Annotated in this window: 19 protein-coding genes; 11 read left to right on the top strand and 8 right to left on the bottom strand. The window is 57.9% G+C overall.

Going from position 1 to position 17,200, the window contains the following annotated elements; translation table 11 throughout:
• Nucleotides 1-28: 28 nt before the first annotated feature.
• From trpA to RHM62_RS08160, 7 genes are all read left to right on the top strand, one after another.
• Nucleotides 29-832, top strand: coding sequence for a tryptophan synthase subunit alpha (gene trpA / locus RHM62_RS08130; RefSeq protein WP_322125007.1), 804 nt, complete (start codon nucleotides 29-31; stop codon nucleotides 830-832).
• Between the two features lie 75 nt (nucleotides 833-907).
• Nucleotides 908-1,780, top strand: a complete 873-nt coding sequence (gene accD / locus RHM62_RS08135; protein ID WP_040723474.1) for an acetyl-CoA carboxylase, carboxyltransferase subunit beta — start codon at nucleotides 908-910, stop codon at nucleotides 1,778-1,780.
• Nucleotides 1,781-1,856: 76 nt separating this feature from the next.
• Complete coding sequence (gene folC, locus RHM62_RS08140) at nucleotides 1,857-3,158, top strand: bifunctional tetrahydrofolate synthase/dihydrofolate synthase (RefSeq protein ID WP_322125008.1); 1,302 nt, start codon at nucleotides 1,857-1,859, stop codon at nucleotides 3,156-3,158.
• 31 nt (nucleotides 3,159-3,189) lie between these two features.
• Nucleotides 3,190-4,095: an SPOR domain-containing protein gene (locus RHM62_RS08145; protein WP_322125358.1), complete on the top strand. Its 906-nt coding sequence runs from the start codon at nucleotides 3,190-3,192 to the stop codon at nucleotides 4,093-4,095.
• 14 nt (nucleotides 4,096-4,109) lie between these two features.
• Nucleotides 4,110-4,598, top strand: a complete 489-nt coding sequence (locus RHM62_RS08150; protein ID WP_322125009.1) for a CvpA family protein — start codon at nucleotides 4,110-4,112, stop codon at nucleotides 4,596-4,598.
• Between the two features lie 23 nt (nucleotides 4,599-4,621).
• Entirely contained in the window at nucleotides 4,622-6,139 is a 1,518-nt protein-coding gene (gene purF / locus RHM62_RS08155) for an amidophosphoribosyltransferase (RefSeq protein WP_322125010.1), read from the top strand.
• 88 nt (nucleotides 6,140-6,227) lie between these two features.
• The gene (locus RHM62_RS08160) at nucleotides 6,228-7,484 is read left to right on the top strand and encodes a cystathionine gamma-synthase family protein (RefSeq protein WP_322125011.1); all 1,257 of its coding nucleotides are present in this window, start codon (nucleotides 6,228-6,230) and stop codon (nucleotides 7,482-7,484) included.
• Here RHM62_RS08160 and RHM62_RS08165 read toward each other — a convergent pair.
• The 3 genes from RHM62_RS08165 to RHM62_RS08175 all read right to left on the bottom strand — a co-directional run bounded on the left by RHM62_RS08165 (nucleotide 7,481) and on the right by RHM62_RS08175 (nucleotide 9,311).
• Nucleotides 7,481-8,077 carry a TIGR00730 family Rossman fold protein gene (locus RHM62_RS08165; RefSeq protein ID WP_416172320.1) on the bottom strand — a complete coding sequence of 199 codons (597 nt, stop codon included), beginning with the start codon at nucleotides 8,075-8,077 and terminating at the stop codon, nucleotides 7,481-7,483. The genes RHM62_RS08160 and RHM62_RS08165 overlap by 4 nt on opposite strands.
• Nucleotides 8,078-8,085: 8 nt before the next feature.
• Nucleotides 8,086-8,757 (bottom strand): TetR/AcrR family transcriptional regulator, encoded by a 672-nt coding sequence (locus tag RHM62_RS08170; protein ID WP_322125013.1) that lies wholly within the window; start codon nucleotides 8,755-8,757, stop codon nucleotides 8,086-8,088.
• 86 nt (nucleotides 8,758-8,843) lie between these two features.
• The gene (locus tag RHM62_RS08175) at nucleotides 8,844-9,311 is read right to left on the bottom strand and encodes a fasciclin domain-containing protein (protein ID WP_322125014.1); all 468 of its coding nucleotides are present in this window, start codon (nucleotides 9,309-9,311) and stop codon (nucleotides 8,844-8,846) included.
• Between the two features lie 140 nt (nucleotides 9,312-9,451).
• On the opposite strand from RHM62_RS08175, the gene RHM62_RS08180 reads away from it, so the two are divergent.
• Nucleotides 9,452-10,075 (top strand): TetR/AcrR family transcriptional regulator, encoded by a 624-nt coding sequence (locus RHM62_RS08180; protein ID WP_322125015.1) that lies wholly within the window; start codon nucleotides 9,452-9,454, stop codon nucleotides 10,073-10,075.
• Here RHM62_RS08180 and RHM62_RS08185 read toward each other — a convergent pair.
• The 5 genes from RHM62_RS08185 to RHM62_RS08205 all read right to left on the bottom strand — a co-directional run bounded on the left by RHM62_RS08185 (nucleotide 10,023) and on the right by RHM62_RS08205 (nucleotide 13,352).
• Nucleotides 10,023-10,982, bottom strand: coding sequence for an esterase/lipase family protein (locus RHM62_RS08185; protein WP_322125016.1), 960 nt, complete (start codon nucleotides 10,980-10,982; stop codon nucleotides 10,023-10,025). The genes RHM62_RS08180 and RHM62_RS08185 overlap by 53 nt on opposite strands.
• A gap of 198 nt (nucleotides 10,983-11,180) precedes the next feature.
• Entirely contained in the window at nucleotides 11,181-11,693 is a 513-nt protein-coding gene (locus RHM62_RS08190) for an RDD family protein (RefSeq protein ID WP_322125017.1), read from the bottom strand.
• Nucleotides 11,694-11,698: 5 nt separating this feature from the next.
• On the bottom strand, nucleotides 11,699-12,367 hold the full coding sequence (locus tag RHM62_RS08195; RefSeq protein WP_322125018.1) for a DUF3106 domain-containing protein: 669 nt from the start codon (nucleotides 12,365-12,367) through the stop codon (nucleotides 11,699-11,701).
• 14 nt (nucleotides 12,368-12,381) lie between these two features.
• On the bottom strand, nucleotides 12,382-12,786 hold the full coding sequence (locus RHM62_RS08200; protein ID WP_322125019.1) for a DUF3619 family protein: 405 nt from the start codon (nucleotides 12,784-12,786) through the stop codon (nucleotides 12,382-12,384).
• Entirely contained in the window at nucleotides 12,783-13,352 is a 570-nt protein-coding gene (locus tag RHM62_RS08205) for an RNA polymerase sigma factor (protein ID WP_322125020.1), read from the bottom strand. Before RHM62_RS08205 ends, RHM62_RS08200 begins: the two co-directional genes overlap by 4 nt.
• 516 nt (nucleotides 13,353-13,868) lie before the next feature.
• Here RHM62_RS08205 and RHM62_RS08210 point away from each other — a divergent pair.
• The 3 genes from RHM62_RS08210 to ilvC are packed head-to-tail and all read left to right on the top strand — an operon-like array spanning nucleotide 13,869 to nucleotide 17,191.
• Complete coding sequence (locus RHM62_RS08210; protein ID WP_322125021.1) at nucleotides 13,869-15,629, top strand: acetolactate synthase 3 catalytic subunit; 1,761 nt, start codon at nucleotides 13,869-13,871, stop codon at nucleotides 15,627-15,629.
• 2 nt (nucleotides 15,630-15,631) lie between these two features.
• Complete coding sequence (gene ilvN / locus RHM62_RS08215) at nucleotides 15,632-16,123, top strand: acetolactate synthase small subunit (protein WP_009667596.1); 492 nt, start codon at nucleotides 15,632-15,634, stop codon at nucleotides 16,121-16,123.
• Between the two features lie 51 nt (nucleotides 16,124-16,174).
• Nucleotides 16,175-17,191 (top strand): ketol-acid reductoisomerase, encoded by a 1,017-nt coding sequence (gene ilvC, locus RHM62_RS08220; RefSeq protein ID WP_009667595.1) that lies wholly within the window; start codon nucleotides 16,175-16,177, stop codon nucleotides 17,189-17,191.
• Nucleotides 17,192-17,200 lie beyond the last annotated feature (9 nt).

Here is a 17,200-nt window from a genome sequence, read left to right on the forward strand (position 1 = left end):
CTTCGAATACCATTACTCCGTAAAGACCATGTCCAGAATCCAAGCAACGATGGCAGCGCTTGCCGCCAGCCACAAAACCGGATTGATTCCATTCATTACCGCCGGCGATCCGTCGCCACAACTGACCGTGCCGCTGATGCATGCGATGGTCGCGGGTGGTGCCAATATCCTCGAACTCGGCGTGCCGTTTTCCGATCCGATGGCCGAAGGTCCGGTCATCCAGCGTGCCTGCGAACGGGCGCTCAAGTATGGCGTCGGTCTGCGTGATGTCCTCGAATTCGTTCGCGAGTTCCGCGAAACCGACGCGACGACGCCGGTTGTACTGATGGGCTATGCCAATCCGATTGAGCGCATGGGCCAGCAGGTCTTCATCGCTGCGGCTGCGGCGGCCGGTGTCGATGGCACCATCGTGGTCGACTACCCGCCCGAGGAATGCGAGGAGTTCGCTGCCGGCATGCAGGCGGAAGGCCTTGATTCGATCTTCCTGCTGGCGCCGACCTCGACGGAGGCACGTATCCATCAGGTCGCCGCTGCCGGACGCGGGTTTTGCTATTACGTTTCGCTCAAAGGCGTCACCGGTGCCGGCAACATCGACATTGCCGACGTGTCCGAACGCATTGCCGCGATCCGCCAGCATGTCAAATTGCCGATTGCAGTCGGCTTCGGTATTCGTGACGGCGCGACTGCCCGGGCCATCGCCAGTGTCGCCGATGCGGTCGTAATCGGTAGTCGCATCATTCAGGAGTTAGAGACCACGCCGCACGAAAAGGCCGTCGAGACGGCGCACAACTTTGTTGCCGGTATCCGGGCGGCACTGGATGCACCGGCCTGATCCGGCAGCATCGTTTTGGTTGGCGCGCACGGGCAGAAGGTACAATCGCCCAAGTAAAAAATTAAGAGGAATACCATGAGCTGGCTTGAGAAACTGCTACCCCCGCGCATACAGCGCTCCGAATCAGCCACCCGCAAATCGGTGCCTGAAGGTTTGTGGGTCAAATGTCCCTCCTGCGAAGCGGTGCTGTACCGCACCGATCTCGAGTCGAACATCCGGGTTTGTCCGAAGTGTAATCATCACATGCGCATCCGTGCGCGCGAGCGGCTTGATTCTTTGCTTGACGCCGGTGGCCGCTATGAAATCGGCCAGGAAACCCTGCCGGTCGATACGCTCAAGTTCAAGGACAGCAAAAAATATCCGGATCGCCTGAAAGCCGCGATGGAAGCCACCGGCGAAACCGATGCGCTCATCGTCCTGGGTGGCACCATCATGTCGCTGCCGGTCGTGGTGGCCTGTTTCGAATTCGAATTCATGGGCGGCTCGATGGGCTCGGTGGTTGGCGAGCGCTTTGTACGCGGGGCCCAAAACGCACTCGAGCAAATGGTGCCGTTCATCTGCATCACCGCCACCGGTGGCGCACGGATGCAGGAAGGCTTGCTGTCGCTGATGCAGATGGCCAAGACCACATCGATGCTCACCAAGCTGTCCGAAAAAAAGCTGCCATTCATCTCGGTACTGACCGATCCGACCATGGGCGGTGTCTCGGCCTCGTTCGCGTTCATGGGCGATGTCGTCATTGCCGAACCGAAAGCACTGATCGGATTTGCCGGTCCGCGCGTGATCGAAAACACAGTCCGCGAAAAACTGCCCGAAGGTTTCCAGCGTGCCGAATTCCTGGTCACCAAGGGCGCAGTCGACATGATTGTTGATCGCCGCAAGATGCGTGAAGAAATCGCCCGCTTGCTGGCGCTGTTGCAAAACCAGGCTGCCGACGTCATTGCCTGAGTCCGGCGCGCTACCCGAAAGCCCGTGCGATCCGTTCGGGCTTTTTATTTTTCCGAGCTAACCCATCTTGAGTCTCATGCACACACTTCCCGATACGCTAGCTGGCTGGCTGGCACGCCTTGAATCCCAACATCCGATCACCATCGACATGGGCCTCGATCGCGTGTCGGCGGTCGCCGTACGGATGGGTATCCGTTTCGACTGCCCCGTCATTACGGTCGGCGGCACCAACGGCAAAGGATCGACTTGCGCCATGCTCGAAGCGATCCTGCTGCAAGCCGGTTACCGCGTCGGCCTGTCGACTTCGCCGCATCTGATCGATTTCAATGAGCGGGCGCGCGTAGCCGGCGAATCGGCGTCCGATGCCGAACTGGTGCGCTACTTTGGCGTGGTCGAGCAGGCCCGTGGCACCATTTCGCTGAGCTACTTCGAGTTCACGACGCTGGCGATCCTGCAGTTATTCGTCGATGCCCGCCTCGATGTCGTGATCCTCGAGGTCGGTCTCGGCGGGCGACTCGATGCAATGAACATCATCGATGCCGATGTCGCCATCATCACCAGCGTCGATATCGATCACACCGAATACCTGGGCCATACACGCGAAGCAATCGGTTTTGAAAAGGCCGGCATTTTCCGCGCCGGCAGGGCTGCTATTTGCAGCGATCCGGTGCCACCGCAATCGCTGCTTGATCACGCTGCCGCGGTCGGTGCCGATCTGTGGCTGCTCGGGCGGGACTTCAATTACATGGGCGACCAGTTGCAATGGAATTATGGCGGGCGCGAGCAGCGCCGCAATTCGCTCGGTTATCCGAGCCTGCGCGGTGCGAATCAGTTGCTCAATGCGTCGGCCGCGCTGGCGGCGCTGGAAGTGTTGCGTAACCGGCTGCCCGTCGGCGCGCAGGAAGTTCGGACCGGACTGGTGCTGGTCGATTTGCCGGGACGGTTCCAGGTGCTGCCCGGCCGTCCGACGGTGATCCTCGACGTCGCCCACAATCCGCACGCCGCCGCGACGCTATCGCAAAACTTCGGCAATATGGGTTTTCATCCGTACACGTATGCGGTTTTCGGTGCGATGCACGACAAGGATATCGATGGCGTGATTGCCCAGCTCAAGGGACAAGTGGACCACTGGTGCCTCACTGATTTACCTTTGCCGCGCGGCGCAACGGCCGCGCAGATACGCGAAAAATTGCTCGCCGCTGGCGTCACGCCGACGGACAAGGCCGATGCGGAATGCACGATTCAATGCTTCGCGACACCTGCTGAAGCATTCGCAAATGCAACGGGCAGGGCAGGCGAGAATGATAGAATTGCGGTTTTCGGATCGTTCGTCACCGTCGCCGGTGTCATGGCGTTCCGCGCCGCTGCTAATCACTGAACTATTCACTGAACTACTCACATTCGACCGCATGGGCTTGTCATCGTTTTTCCGCAAGAAACCGCCAGAACCTGACGCTGCCGAAGGGGCGTTTTATTCCCGTTCCGAAGAAGAGTCGGGGGCCGTGCGGGGCCGTGCCAAGGCCAAGCCAGGCAAGACGGCATCCGAACCCGTGGATCCGGTGCTGCCGGAAAAAAAGCGTGCACGCCGCCGGCTGGTGGGTGCCGTCACACTGGTGCTGGCAGCGGTAATAGGTTTGCCAATGGTGCTCGATTCCGAACCCCCGCCGTTGGGCGACGATGTGCTGGTGCAGATGCCTTCCAAGGATTTGCCGGCACGTCCTTCGCAGCCGAAGACTGCCGCGGTAACGCCGCCTGCCGCCATTGCGCAGGAGGCCGCGCTCGACAAATCCGAAGAGGTCGTCGAACCCGCTTCCGTGCCGCAAGCCAGTGCCGGCAAGAGGCCCGCTCCGGTTGATCAAGCCAAGCCAATGGCGAGTGCGGACCTGAGTGCCACGCCCGAATCCAAGTCTCAAGCCAAGCCCGAACCGAAGCCCGAACCGAAGCCGGAAGTGAGGCCCGAGCCTGAACCAAAACCCGAAGCCAAGCCAGAACCGACACCGGCCGAAGAAAAAGCTGCCGACAGTGCGCGTGCAATGGCGATACTAGACGGCAGTGCCGCGCGGGCAAAACCGGCTGACAAGAAATCAGTGCGGCTCGTCGTGCAAGTGGCGGCGCTGGCAACAAAAGAAAAAGTCGATGAGTTACAAGACAAACTGAAGACAGCCGGTATCAACTCATACACACAAACGATCTCGACCGATGCGGGTCAGCGTATTCGTGTCCGGATTGGTCCGTTCTCCAGCCAGGAAGAGGCAGACAAGGTGCGTGCGCGATTGAACAAGATCGGTTTGTCCGGCACCGTGGTGCCATCCTGAGCAGGGACAGGAGCGTGACTGTTTTTGATTATCTGGTGATGTTTGTGCTGATCTGTTCGGTGGTGATCAGCACGCTGCGGGGACTGGTCAAGGAAGTACTGTCGCTGGCCAGCTGGATTGTTGCGCTGATGGTCGCCAATCAATATGGCGACCCACTGGCGCAGTTACTGCCGCAAATGATCCCGGGCAGCACCACGCGGCTGATCGTTGCCTTTGTCGTCCTGTTTATCGGGGTGCGCTTGCTGATGGGTTTGCTGACGATGGCGCTGGAAGGAATTATCAAGGCCAGTGGTTTGACGCTGGTCGATCGGGGCCTTGGCGGTCTGTTCGGCCTGGCGCGGGGTCTGGTCATTGTCCTGGCGGTGGTGCTGGTATGCGGGACCACGGCGATACCGCAGCAGGCATTCTGGACCGGGGCCCTATTGAGTCCGCTGGCGGAAACCGCCGCGCGTACTGCCCAAGCTTTTCTGCCGGGCGATTTCGCGCGGCACGTACATTTTTGAATTGTCTTAGTTAGGAGTCCACCATGTGTGGCATCGTCGGCGTCGTTTCCCAAAGTCCTGTCAATCAACTGATCTACGATGCACTGCTGCTGTTGCAGCATCGCGGTCAGGATGCAGCAGGTATCGCAACCAGTCATGCAAACATGTTCTACATGCACAAGGCCAATGGTCTCGTGCGTGATGTTTTTCGCACGCGCAATATGCGCTCCTTGCAAGGCAATATCGGTATCGGCCAGTGCCGCTATCCGACCGCCGGTTCCGCCAGTGCCGAAGAAGCCCAGCCGTTTTATGTCAATGCGCCGTTCGGCATCACGCTGGCGCATAACGGCAATCTGACCAACTGGGAACAGTTGAAGATCGAGATGTTCAAGAACGATCGCCGTCACATCAATACGTCGTCGGATTCGGAAGTGCTGCTCAATGTGCTGGCACATGAAATCCAGCAAGCCACCAGTGGCTACTCGCTGGACCCGGCCGCCCTGTTCAAGGCGGTCGCGGTGCTGCATCAGCGTGTGCGCGGCTCCTATGCCGTGGTCGCACAAATTTCCGGTTACGGTTTGCTGGCGTTCCGCGATCCGTACGGTATCCGTCCGCTGTGCATCGGTATCAACGAAACGCCAAAGGGCAACGAATACGTTGTTGCCAGCGAATCGGTGGCGCTCGAAGGCCTGGGTTTCCGTTTCCTGCGTGACGTAATGCCGGGCGAAGCGATCTTTATCGACAACGATGGCCAGCTCTACAACCAGCAATGTGCAGAGAATCCGACCCTCAATCCGTGTGCGTTCGAGTTTGTGTATTTTGCCCGTCCGGATTCGGTCATCGATGGTGCTTCGGTCTATGCCGCGCGCCTGAAAATGGGCGAATACCTGGCCGAAAAAATCAAGCGTGAATTTACCGCTGGCGACATCGATGTGGTGATGCCTATCCCGGATTCGTCCCGCCCTGCGGCGATGGAACTTGCAATGAAGCTGAACCTCGATTATCGCGAAGGCTTTATCAAGAATCGCTACATCGGTCGGACTTTCCTGATGCCGGGACAGGCAATTCGCAGCAAGTCGGTACGCCAGAAGCTCAATGCGATCGGTTCCGAATTCAAGGGCAAGAGCGTGCTGCTGGTCGATGATTCGATCGTGCGTGGCACCACCAGCCGCGAGATCGTCCAGATGGCGCGCGACTCCGGTGCCAAACGGGTGATTTTTGCCTCGGCGGCACCACCGGTCAAGTTCCCGAATGTCTACGGTATCGACATGCCGACCCGCAACGAGTTGATTGCCTACGGTCGCAGCAACGATGAAATCTGCCGCGAGATCACCGCTGACGCGCTGGTGTACCAGGATATCGACGCCCTGAAACGCTCGATTACCGATACCAATCCGGCGCTGCGCAATTTCGAGGCGTCCTGTTTTGATGGTGTCTACGTCACCGGCGACATCTCGCGCGATTATCTTGATCGCATCGAATTCGCCCGCAACAATCCCTTGCCCGAGAGCGAGGACGCTGTCCGTTCGCAACTCAACCTCAATCTCGCGCAGGTCGATTAAGGTCCTTGGTATCTGAGCGCTGTTCGGACCCGGTTCGAACAGCGACTTCCGGGTACCCGCTTTTTTAGCAGTCCATTTTTTCCCTATCATGACAGACACCTGCAACTACGGCTTTACCACCACGATCCTGCACAGCGACCGCCAAAAGCCGATCGAGCACGGTGCCCTGCACAAGCCTATCCATACGTCCGTCGCTTTCGGCTACAAGGATGCGCGTGAGCTTGCGGCAGTGTTTCAGGGCAAGCAACCGGGCTACCGCTATGGCCGTCAAGGCAATCCGACGGTCTCGGCACTGGAAGACAAGATCACGTTGATGGAAGATGGCCAGGGCAGCATCTGCTTCGCCACTGGCATGGCGGCCATTGCTGCGATCGTGCAATCCTTGCTGCGCGAAGGCGATCATGTGGTGTCGTCGGCGTTCTTGTTCGGTAACACCAATAGCTTGTGGCAGACCGTGGCAGGGCAGGGTGCCGAGGTCAGTTTTGTTGATGCGACCGATGTCGCGCTGGTCGAGGCGGCGTTGACGCCGGCGACACGTGTGGTCTTCGTGGAAACCATCGCCAATCCACGCACGCAGGTTGCCGACCTCAAGCGCATCGGCGCGTTGTGCGCGGCGCGTGGAATCATTTACGTCGTCGATAACACGATGACGTCGCCCTATCTGTTTCGTCCCAAATCGGTTGGTGCCAGCCTGGTCGTCAATGCACTGACCAAGTCGATTGGCGGTCATGGCAATGCGCTGGGCGGCAGCCTGACCGATACGGGTTTGTTTGACTGGAGCGCCTATCCGAATATCTTCGACAATTACAAGCGTGCTCCGGCACGGCAGTGGGGATTGGCGCAGATCCGGGCCAAGGCCTTGCGTGATTTTGGCGGTTCGCTCGGTCCGGAAGCGGCGCATCACTTGTCGGTCGGGTCCGAAACCATGGCGTTGCGCCTTGACAGGGAGTGTACGAATGCGCTAGCTGTTGCGCAGATGCTGGAAGCCGATCCACGCGTGGCGGCGGTGCACTATCCCGGCTTGCCCTCGCATCCGCAGCATGCGCTGGCCGGTGAATTGTTCCGCGCTTTTGGCAGTCTGTTCAGTTTTGAGTTGCGTGCGGATGTCGATTGCTTCGATTATCTGAATCGTCTTCGTCTGGCCATTCCCGCTAGCAATTTAGGCGATACGCGTACGCTGGTGATCCCTGTGGCGCACACGATCTTTTTCGAAATGGGTGCCGAGCGACGCGCGTCGATGGGGATCGCTGAATCATTGATCAGGGTCTCGGTGGGTATCGAAGATACCGTCGACCTGGTGGAAGATTTCCGGCAGGCGCTCGGACAGGACACGCAGGCGAGCTAGGATACGAGGGTGCGGGCCGCATTGTCATTGAGCAGCTTGGCGATCTGCCCGGGCCGATAGCTGCGCAGCTTGCCGACCAGGCTGGCTGCGACAGTATCCTGCATCAGCAGTTGCCGATGATGCGCTCGCAGAAAGCCTTCGGTCACCATGTGATCGACGAAGCCGATCAGGCCATCATAGAACCCCATCACATTGAGCAAGCCAATCGGTTTGTCATGGAAGCCTAGCTGGGACCAGGTCAGCATTTCAAACAGCTCTTCCATGGTTCCCATGCCGCCAGGCATCGCAATGAAGCCATCGGATAACTCCGCCATCATCGCCTTGCGCTCATGCATGTCCTTGACGACATGGAGTTTGGTCAGGCCGGGGTGGCCGACTTCCTTGCCGAGTAATGCATGCGGGATGACGCCTGTAGCGCTGCCGCCAAGTCGTAATACTTCGTCAGCGATCGCACCCATCAGACCGATCTGTCCACCACCATAGACCAGCGCGATATCGTGCTCGACGAGCGCCTTGCCCATCAAGCGGGCAGCATCAACATAGGGCGCGGAATTGCCGCTGGATGCGCCGCAATAGACGCACAGGGAGTGGATAGCGGAAGTCATGTCAGTTTCTTTCGGTGGTCTTCAGCCAGTTTGTCGAAGCGCACCTGGGTCTCGCCGCGCAGATAGGGCCGGATCAGCGACAGGACCTGGTAGCAGCCACGTACCAGTGCATCCGCGCTGGCCTGCTGTTCGCTGTATTTGCGGGGATTGTTGACGTATTCGTAGGACAGCCAGTAGGTCGCGACGACCACCATGTTGGTGGCCAGTGCATCAATTTCGACGTCGCCGGCTTCCAGCGCCTGGTCGTTGCGCAAGCCGATACACAGGTGGCGCGCGACATGGGTTTTGTGCACCAGGATTTTCTTGAAGTCGACCTCGACTTTGCGATTGCGTGACAGCAGGTCACTCAGGTCGCGATAGAAAAAACGATAGCGCCAGACCAGCTCGAACATCAGGTGCAGGTAATGCCAGACATCCTCGATGGTCGGATGGCGACTTTCCGGCACCGTCAACATATGAGAAATCTCGCCCTCGAACTGGACGAAAATGGAATTGACGATGTCGTCCTTGTTCCGAAAATGGTAATACAGGTTGCCGGGAGAAATTTTCATCTGGTCGGCGATCACCGTGGTTGTGATATTAGGTTCGCCGAATTCGTTGAACAGCAGCAGTGACAGATCGAGGATCCGCTCGCGGGTGCGGCGCGGTGCTTTGAGTTGCGTCGTCATGGAAGTTCGCCGTAAGAATTTGGCGGCAAGCATACCATCGAACATGCCATTTGCCGATGGCTGCTATCGCGGTCATACCGCGGCGATCAGGGCAGGATTACCTTGTCGATGACCTGGATCACGCCGTTGTCGGCCTTCAGGTCACTTTGCGTGACGCGCGCGCCGTCAACGGTAATCATGCCGTTGTCGGAAGTCAGTTTGATCGAGTCGCCCTGAATGGTTTTCACGGGCCCTGGCTTGACCTCGGCGACCAGTAGTTTGCCCGGGACGATATGGCGGGACAGCACCCGGGCCAGCTTGGCTTTGTCTTTCATGAGCGACTCAACTTCACCGTCGGGCAGTTTTGCAAAGGCTTCGTCACTGGGCGCGAACACGGTGAAAGGGCCCTGATGACGTAGCGAATCGGTCATGCCAGCCGCCTTCACCGTCGCCAGGAACATCTTGAATCCGCCGGAGGTGTCGGCCGTGTCGACCAGGTCGCTTGCACTGGCAGTGCCCGCTGACAGGGCCAGCATGGCGGCGAAGAGTAGCGCAGGGTGTGAGCGTGGTTTCATGGGATCCCTTTAAAGTCAAATAATAATTTGCAGAGAATGCACTCTGTCCGGTGCCAGCGGCAATCCGGATTCACACTAGTTGAGGTGTCATATAATCGTGAAAGTTCAATTTACCGCTGTCTTTTTCCGAAAATCTGCCGATGATTCCTGTTCAAAAACTTACCTTCAAGCAGCAGCAACTTCTGGTCAGGGAAGCTGCCATCATCGAAGCCGTTCATGGTTTGCTCGCCCGCAAGGGATACGATTTGATGACGATGGATGAGGTGGCTGCCGAGGTCGGCATCGCGAAGGCCAGTCTGTACAAGCATTTTGCGTCGAAGGAGTCGCTGGCGGCAGCCGCGATGATCAGCCTGATTGAAAATACGCTTGCCCACGTGCGAGCATTGCCGTCCGGTATGTCAGCGATCGACCAGTTGCGCGGCATCTTGCGCTGGGCGCTCGAAGTCCGGCTGGAAGGTGGCTTGCCGATGCTGCCTTCTGACAATAAATTCCTGCGTGAATCGTTGCTCGACAATCCGAAGTACATCAGTCGCGTCATGGATCTCAACGAGTTGCTGGCCGGATTGATCGAGACCGCCCGTGCGGCTGGCGTACTACGTCAGGATTTGCCGGTCGAAGTCATCCTGCTGACGGTTTATGCACGCTCGTGCGATCCAAGTGTTGATTATCTGAAAATGATGGGCGTTCATAGCGACGCACAAATCGTCGATTTCATGCTGACGACCTGTTTTGGCGGACTGGCCGGGATGCCACTACCTGCCTGATCCGGGCGATCACACGCTCCTGTATGCCGCTGTCCATGCCGAGTGCGACGTGACCAATGCCGGCAACGGCGAGGTTGGTCGCACCCTCAAGATGGGCCGAACATTGCGGCGAGACGATATTGTCATGATGCGAATAGATCGTTGTGAAGAGCCCGCGTGTCTGTGTTGTCTCGCTGCCCGCCAGTTGCTGTAGCCATGCGCTGGGCGTGTTGTCGGCACTGCAGCACATCTGCTGCGAGTTGATACCGATACCTCCCCGTGCCAGTGCGGTGCCGTGATGCGGCGTGCCTAAAGTGATGACCGCAGCGAGTCGGTCGCAGCCGTGCTCGCGCAAGTAAGCACGGCTGATCAATCCTCCCATGCTGTGGACGACCAGGATGACCTGGCGGCAGTGGCTGTCGCGGGCCAGCGTGTCGACCGCCCGGGCGATCGCTGGTACGTAGCTGTCGATACCGGCCAGTGGCGGTTCAAGATCGATTCCATGGTGCGTGATGTTGGCAGCGCTAAGCCGCCGGCTCATGGAGCGCCAGTAACCGCTGTTGCAGCCATAACCGTGGATTAGCAATACCGGCAATCCTTCGGGCTGCGCCGCCGGACGTTTGCCTACCCTGAAAAAAGGCATGCTCCAGCTCGCACTGATCATGCTGGCGCTGAACTCGGTGCAAAACAATCGCGCCGCCATGCGCCGGTTAATGCGATACGGCGCGGGTGTTTCGCTGCGATAGCGCCAGGCCAGGTAAAAGCCACTGGCTGTGATGGATAACCTGATGGCGACTACCAATCCGACACCGAGCGCGAGGGCCAGCGCAGGCGACTGCAGGTGTGCCAGTTGCAGCAGTGCCCAGGCAACACCGGCGACGGCCAAACCCTGGAGGGCGAGCAGCCAGCGAGTCAGTCGCCGTATCATCCGGTCCTGCCGTTGCAGCGATGTTGGCCGTCTTCGACACCGGTTGCACATATGAGGCTGCACGTGGCATGAGTCGCCGTGACCGGATAGCTTTCCAAGGGCAAAAAAGACGGCGGGAAGTGGGTCATGGTGTCAGTCCGTTTTGTAGGTATCGGGAGCAATCGCCAGCGGACCTGGGCTCTGATCTGATGACAGCAGCTACTTCTTTTTTAGCTCCGGAACCCCGATCAGCTTGGTGCGCGCCAGACGATCATGGAGAAATCGCCGGGACGGATCGAGCCAGCACAAGCTTGCCAGGATCACCACATTGGCTGCTGGAATCAGGATCAGCATCCAGCCCTGCGCCTGGAAGCGCCAGGCCAGTATTAATCCTGGTACCACCCACAGCCAGCTCAACAGGAAACGCGCCGCAGCCTGCAGTACCGAAACAGCAGAGCCATCGGCGGCGACCAGCCGTACCCGCCAGGTTTTCATGGCCAGCGTCTGGCCACCGTGACTCCAAAACCAGATGAAGTAGGCACCCATCACAAAGAAGAGCCAGTACTGGAGGATGCCGCGCAGGTACAGTGCATGGCGTTGCTGCAGCAATGTGCCGAACAGCCAGCCGGCAATGAATAACACGCCGAACAGCAGCATGCCCTCATAGAGCATGACGGCAAGGCGGCGCAGTACGGACGGAGGTGCTACAGGAACAGGGGAGGTATCCGGCATCGGGCTTATCGGGTTGTTGCGGCGGCGGGCGCGGGAGTCTGGGGAACGGCCAATGGGGCCACTTCGGCGGCAGATGATGGCGTCATGGCAGGTTTGTTAGTAACCGCTTTTTCGTAGCGCTTCGGTGCGGCGGCCGGCGTACTGCCGGGAGCCGATATCGGCAAGTTCGACACGCGTTTTTTTGCGGGGACATCGGCGGCCAGTTTTTTCTTTTGATCTTCGGTCAACTGCTGATATTCCTGCCACTGGGCGGATTTCTGGGTAGCGTCAAGTTTTTTGGTGCGGACATAAATTTCGCGTGCAACCCGGCGTTCGTCCGGTGTCAGCTTGGCCCATTCGCGCATGCGCTCCTGGACACGGCCTTGTTCATCAGGATTCATCCCGTTGAAGCGGTTGCCTATCTCCATCCATTTTTTTTTGCGAAATATTTCGATCTTGTTCCAGTCAGCGGCCAGCGGCGCGAGCGCGTTTTGCTGGGTTGGCGTCAGCTCATTCCATCGGGGACGGGTATCAGGTTCAACGGATTTTGCGGCAGGTGTCGCCGGGCCTGGATTGAGGCTGGTTGCCTCAGGTTGTTTGGCTACCAGCGGGACGGCAACAGCGGCCAATCCTGCCAGCGTAGCGCACGCCAGCAGGCCGGTCACCAGCCAGCGTTTTCCATTGGACATGGTCATGCGGCTGCTCATGATCAGTCTGTCTGCCTTGCCAGATAGGCGCTAAAACCATAATCCAGATATGCCGACAAGGGCAGTTCGTCGGACAAGACTGCCGCATCAATATCGGCCGTATCGCTAATACGCTGCTGTTTTTCAAATTGGTACATGCCCGACAGGCCAGCGACCAATGCCAGCAGCGGGATAATCAGACCGACCCGGTTAAACCAGGATGGTGTCGTACTGAAAAATCCAGCAGCGGGTCCGGCCAGAACGTGTCGAGCGGCGAGTACCTTCAACGGTGAGTCCTGGCGTTTTACGGCAAGCGCTTTCTTGCGCGCGGCGGCAAGCCGGTCTGTGGTTGCCATTGGCAGGTTGTCAAGATTTTCATTCAGGGCGTGCCGAACTTTGTAGGCGAAGTTTAATTCCCGGGTATTCATAACGTAATTCCTTTGGCTTTTAGCGCTTGGGCCAGGGTGTGGGTAGCGCGTGAACAGTGCGTTTTAACGCTCCCTTCGGAACACCCCATGGCAGCAGCCGTTTCGGCTACGTCGAGGTCCTGCCAGTAACGCATCAGAAATGCTTCGCGTTGACGAGCTGGAAGTTTTTGTACCTCGTGATCGATGGCACTGAGCGTCTGTTCCCGCTGCAGCTTGTCGGCACCGGACTCCGACGCCTGCACATTGTCGTCGGCGTTGTAATGGTCGAGCAGTTCAAATTCGTCGCCCGCGTCGCCGTTTCCGGTCATGCTGGAGAACAGCGTGACCCACGTGTTGCGGACTTTTTCACGCCGGAAGTAATCGTGGATTGTATTTTGTAGAATGCGCTGGAACAGCAGCGGTAACTCGGCCGGCGGTTTGTCGCCGTAACTTTGTGACAATTTGATCATCGCATCCTGAACGATGTCGAGCGCCGACTCTTCTTTGCGGACCGCATAGATGGCCTGTTTGAAGGCGCGTCGCTCTACATTTTCAAGAAAGTCGGAAAGTTCTTTGTCAGTTGCCATGCAAGCAGGCGCGCCGTTACCGGCGTCGCCAGAATAGTCAGTGAGTGTGAATGCGTTCGGTAGCCAGTTGCTGGCCTGCCGGAAACTGTGCGCATGCTAGCAAAATTCGCTGACCAGCGCATGGTATTTAGGGGCGGAACCTGAAAACACTGGCTTTGGTGGCGGTTTTAACTTGACCTTCATGGTGCAACGCATTACCTTGTGTCTCCCTCTCGCACCGCAGAGGATTATGGTCTGGTCGCATGCCCTGCAAAACATGGCCCGGCGGCAAGACGCGCTTTACCATTAAGGCTGTTTGCTTTGACCCGTGCCACAAGCGCGAGAGCCCCGTACTGAAGTGATTGACCCTCTGGCCGAACGAGTCGCGCTAACCGTGTTTGAGGCATCTTCCTGGGAAGATGTCGACGACCACGGGACCGCACAATAAAGGAAAGCCCGAGTCCCGCCACCGTCACACCGGGTTCGCCAGGAAAAAGCATCCGATCAATCTCCAATGGACCTTGAAAGGAATGTTGCATGAGTACCAAAATCAATACCGACACATCGAATGACGCCGGCAAGGAAATGACCGGTGCCGAAATCGTCGTGCGCTGTCTTGCTGAAGAAGGTGTCGAACACGTGTTCGGCTATCCGGGCGGCGCAGTGCTGTACATCTACGACGCCATCTACAACCAGGAAAAGTTTCAACACATCCTGGTCCGGCACGAGCAAGCTGCGATCCACGCAGCCGATGCCTATTCCCGCAGTTCCAATAAAGTTGGTGTGGCGCTGGTTACCTCCGGCCCTGGCGTGACCAATGCCGTCACCGGCCTGGCGACCGCCTACATGGATTCGATCCCGATGGTGATCATTTCCGGCCAGGTACCGTCCCACGCAATCGGTCAGGATGCTTTCCAGGAATGCGATACGGTCGGGATCACCCGGCCTTGCGTCAAGCACAACTTCCTGGTCAAGGACGTCAAGGACCTGGCATTGACAATGAAAAAAGCGTTTTTCATTGCCACGACCGGCCGTCCGGGTCCGGTACTGGTCGATATTCCGAAGGACATCAGCATGCACAAGTGCGTGTATGACTATCCGAAGGAAATCGAGATGCGCTCGTACAAGCCGGTCGACAAAGGCCATTCGGGGCAAATCCGCAAGGCAGTCCAGCTGCTGCTCAATGCCGAACGTCCGATGATCTACACCGGCGGTGGCGTTATCCTCGCCAATGCCTCACCCGAATTGAACAAGCTGGTCGACAAGCTCGGCTACCCTTGCACCAATACGTTGATGGGCTTGGGTGCGTACCGCTCGACCAGCGAAAATTTCGTCGGCATGCCTGGCATGCACGGCACGTACGAAGCCAACATGGCCATGCAGCACTGCGATGTGCTCATCGCCATCGGTGCGCGTTTCGATGACCGTGTGATCGGCAATCCAAAACACTTTTCATCGGTGCCACGCAAGATCATTCATATCGACATCGATCCATCGTCGATTTCCAAGCGTGTCAAGGTCGATATTCCTATCGTCGGCAACGTGCGCGAAGTACTCCAGGAAATGCTGGCGCAACTCGATGCCGCCGACGCCGCAGCACAAAAGCCAAGTCAGGTTGCATTGGCCAGCTGGTGGAAACAGATCAATGTATGGCGCGGCAAGGAATGCCTGAAGTTCACTAATTCCGATATCGTCATCAAGCCGCAATCGGTGGTCCAGAAAGTATGGGAGATCACCAAGGGCGATGCGTTCGTCACCTCTGACGTCGGCCAGCATCAGATGTGGGCGGCGCAGTACTACGGTTTCGACAAGCCGCGTCGCTGGATTAACTCCGGCGGTCTCGGCACGATGGGTGTCGGCTTGCCGTATGCGATGGGTGTGCAGATGGCCAATCCGGATGCGACGGTCGCCTGCATCACCGGCGAAGCCTCGATCCAGATGTGTATCCAGGAACTCGCCACCTGCAAGCAATACCACCTGACGCCGAAGATCATCCTGCTTAACAATCGCGTGCTCGGTATGGTGCAGCAGTGGCAGAAGATCGATTACAACGGCCGCTATTCCGAGTCGTACATGGATTCGCTGCCGGACTTCACGATGCTGGCCGAATCGTATGGCCATGTCGGCATGAAGATCGAAGATCCCAAGGATATTGATGGCGCACTCAAAGAGGCGTTTGCGATGAAGGACCGGCTGGTGTTCATGAACTTCATTACGGATCAAACCGAAAATGTCTGGCCGATGGTGAAAGCCGGAAAAGGCCTCACTGAAATGCTGCTCGGATCGGAGGATTTGTAATCATGCGCCACATAGTTTCCGTACTTCTGGAAAATGAAGCCGGTGCACTGTCCCGCGTCGTCGGTCTGTTCTCGGCACGCGGCTACAACATCGAAACGCTGACGGTCGCACCGACCGAAGACGCCACGCTGTCGCGGATGACCATCGTCACCAATGGCTCGGATGACGTGATCGAACAGATCACCAAGCATCTGAACCGCCTGATCGAAGTCGTGAAAGTGGTCGACCTGACCGAAGGCGCGCACATCGAACGCGAACTGATGCTCATCAAGGTCAGGGCAGTGGGCAAGGAGCGCGAAGAAATGAAGCGTACCGCCGATATCTTCCGTGGTCGCATCATTGACGTGACCGAAAAAACCTACACGATCGAGCTGACCGGCAACAAGATCAAGCTCGACGCGTTCATTGAGTCGATCGATCATGCCTCGATACTGGAGACGGTACGCACCGGCGGCTCGGGTATCGGCCGTGGCGAGCGCATCCTCAAAGTGTAAGCAGTCCTGTTCCACACAATTTCAGACCAACAAATAATTCAAGGAAATACCATGAACGTTTTTTACGATAAAGATTGCGATCTGTCCCTGCTCAAAGGCAAAAACGTTGCCATCATCGGCTACGGTTCGCAAGGCCATGCCCATGCACAAAACCTGAACGATTCCGGCATCACCGTGACGGTCGGTCTGCGCAAGGGTGGCGCGTCGTGGGACAAGGTTGTCAACGCCGGCCTGAAGGTTGCTGAAGTCAACGATGCCGTCAAAGCCGCTGACATCATCATGATCCTGCTGCCGGACGAGAACATCGCCCAGGTCTACAACGAAAACGTCGCACCACATGCCAAGCAAGGCGCCGTCCTGGCGTTTGCGCACGGCTTCAATGTGCACTACGGTCAAGTCGTGCCACGCGCCGACCTCGACGTCATCATGATCGCGCCGAAAGCACCAGGCCACACCGTGCGTTCGACCTACGCCCAGGGCGGCGGCGTGCCTCACCTGATCGCTGTCTACCAGGATCAGTCGGGCATCGCCCGTGACATCGCGCTGTCGTATGCGATGGCCAATGGTGGCGGTCGTGCCGGCATCATCGAAACCAACTTCCGCGAAGAGACCGAGACCGACCTGTTCGGCGAGCAAGCCGTCCTGTGCGGTGGTGCAGTCGAGCTGATCAAGGCCGGTTTCGAGACGCTAACCGAAGCGGGTTACGCGCCTGAAATGGCGTATTTCGAATGCCTGCACGAACTGAAACTGATCGTCGATCTGATTTATGAAGGCGGTATCGCCAACATGAATTACTCGATCTCGAACAACGCCGAATACGGTGAATATGTCACGGGTCCGAAGATCGTGACCGAAGACACCAAGAACGCGATGCGTCAGTGTTTGAAGGACATCCAGACCGGCGAATACGCCAAGAGTTTCATCCTTGAAAACAAGGCTGGTGCGCCAACCCTGATCTCGCGTCGTCGCCTGACCTCCGAGCACCAGATCGAAGAAGTCGGTGCCAAGCTGCGCGCAATGATGCCGTGGATTGCCAAGAACAAGCTGGTCGATCAATCGAAGAACTGATCGGCACCT

Origin of the sequence: Actimicrobium sp. CCC2.4 (assembly GCF_034347385.1) — a bacterium.
In the GTDB taxonomy this organism is placed as follows: domain Bacteria; phylum Pseudomonadota; class Gammaproteobacteria; order Burkholderiales; family Burkholderiaceae_D; genus Actimicrobium.

What these genes read in the sequence shown, in the direction of transcription:
- trpA (WP_322125007.1), top strand. Translation starts at nt 29, where the DNA reads ATGTCCAGAATCCAAGCAACGATGGCAGCGCTTGCCGCCAGCCACAAA.
- accD (WP_040723474.1), top strand. Translation starts at nt 908, where the DNA reads ATGAGCTGGCTTGAGAAACTGCTACCCCCGCGCATACAGCGCTCCGAA.
- folC (WP_322125008.1), top strand. Translation starts at nt 1,857, where the DNA reads ATGCACACACTTCCCGATACGCTAGCTGGCTGGCTGGCACGCCTTGAA.
- RHM62_RS08145 (WP_322125358.1), top strand. Translation starts at nt 3,190, where the DNA reads ATGGGCTTGTCATCGTTTTTCCGCAAGAAACCGCCAGAACCTGACGCT.
- purF (WP_322125010.1), top strand. Translation starts at nt 4,622, where the DNA reads ATGTGTGGCATCGTCGGCGTCGTTTCCCAAAGTCCTGTCAATCAACTG.
- RHM62_RS08160 (WP_322125011.1), top strand. Translation starts at nt 6,228, where the DNA reads ATGACAGACACCTGCAACTACGGCTTTACCACCACGATCCTGCACAGC.
- RHM62_RS08170 (WP_322125013.1), bottom strand. Translation starts at nt 8,757, where the DNA reads ATGACGACGCAACTCAAAGCACCGCGCCGCACCCGCGAGCGGATCCTC.
- RHM62_RS08175 (WP_322125014.1), bottom strand. Translation starts at nt 9,311, where the DNA reads ATGAAACCACGCTCACACCCTGCGCTACTCTTCGCCGCCATGCTGGCC.
- RHM62_RS08180 (WP_322125015.1), top strand. Translation starts at nt 9,452, where the DNA reads ATGATTCCTGTTCAAAAACTTACCTTCAAGCAGCAGCAACTTCTGGTC.
- RHM62_RS08185 (WP_322125016.1), bottom strand. Translation starts at nt 10,982, where the DNA reads ATGATACGGCGACTGACTCGCTGGCTGCTCGCCCTCCAGGGTTTGGCC.
- RHM62_RS08190 (WP_322125017.1), bottom strand. Translation starts at nt 11,693, where the DNA reads ATGCCGGATACCTCCCCTGTTCCTGTAGCACCTCCGTCCGTACTGCGC.
- RHM62_RS08195 (WP_322125018.1), bottom strand. Translation starts at nt 12,367, where the DNA reads ATGACCATGTCCAATGGAAAACGCTGGCTGGTGACCGGCCTGCTGGCG.
- RHM62_RS08200 (WP_322125019.1), bottom strand. Translation starts at nt 12,786, where the DNA reads ATGAATACCCGGGAATTAAACTTCGCCTACAAAGTTCGGCACGCCCTG.
- RHM62_RS08205 (WP_322125020.1), bottom strand. Translation starts at nt 13,352, where the DNA reads ATGGCAACTGACAAAGAACTTTCCGACTTTCTTGAAAATGTAGAGCGA.
- RHM62_RS08210 (WP_322125021.1), top strand. Translation starts at nt 13,869, where the DNA reads ATGAGTACCAAAATCAATACCGACACATCGAATGACGCCGGCAAGGAA.
- ilvN (WP_009667596.1), top strand. Translation starts at nt 15,632, where the DNA reads ATGCGCCACATAGTTTCCGTACTTCTGGAAAATGAAGCCGGTGCACTG.
- ilvC (WP_009667595.1), top strand. Translation starts at nt 16,175, where the DNA reads ATGAACGTTTTTTACGATAAAGATTGCGATCTGTCCCTGCTCAAAGGC.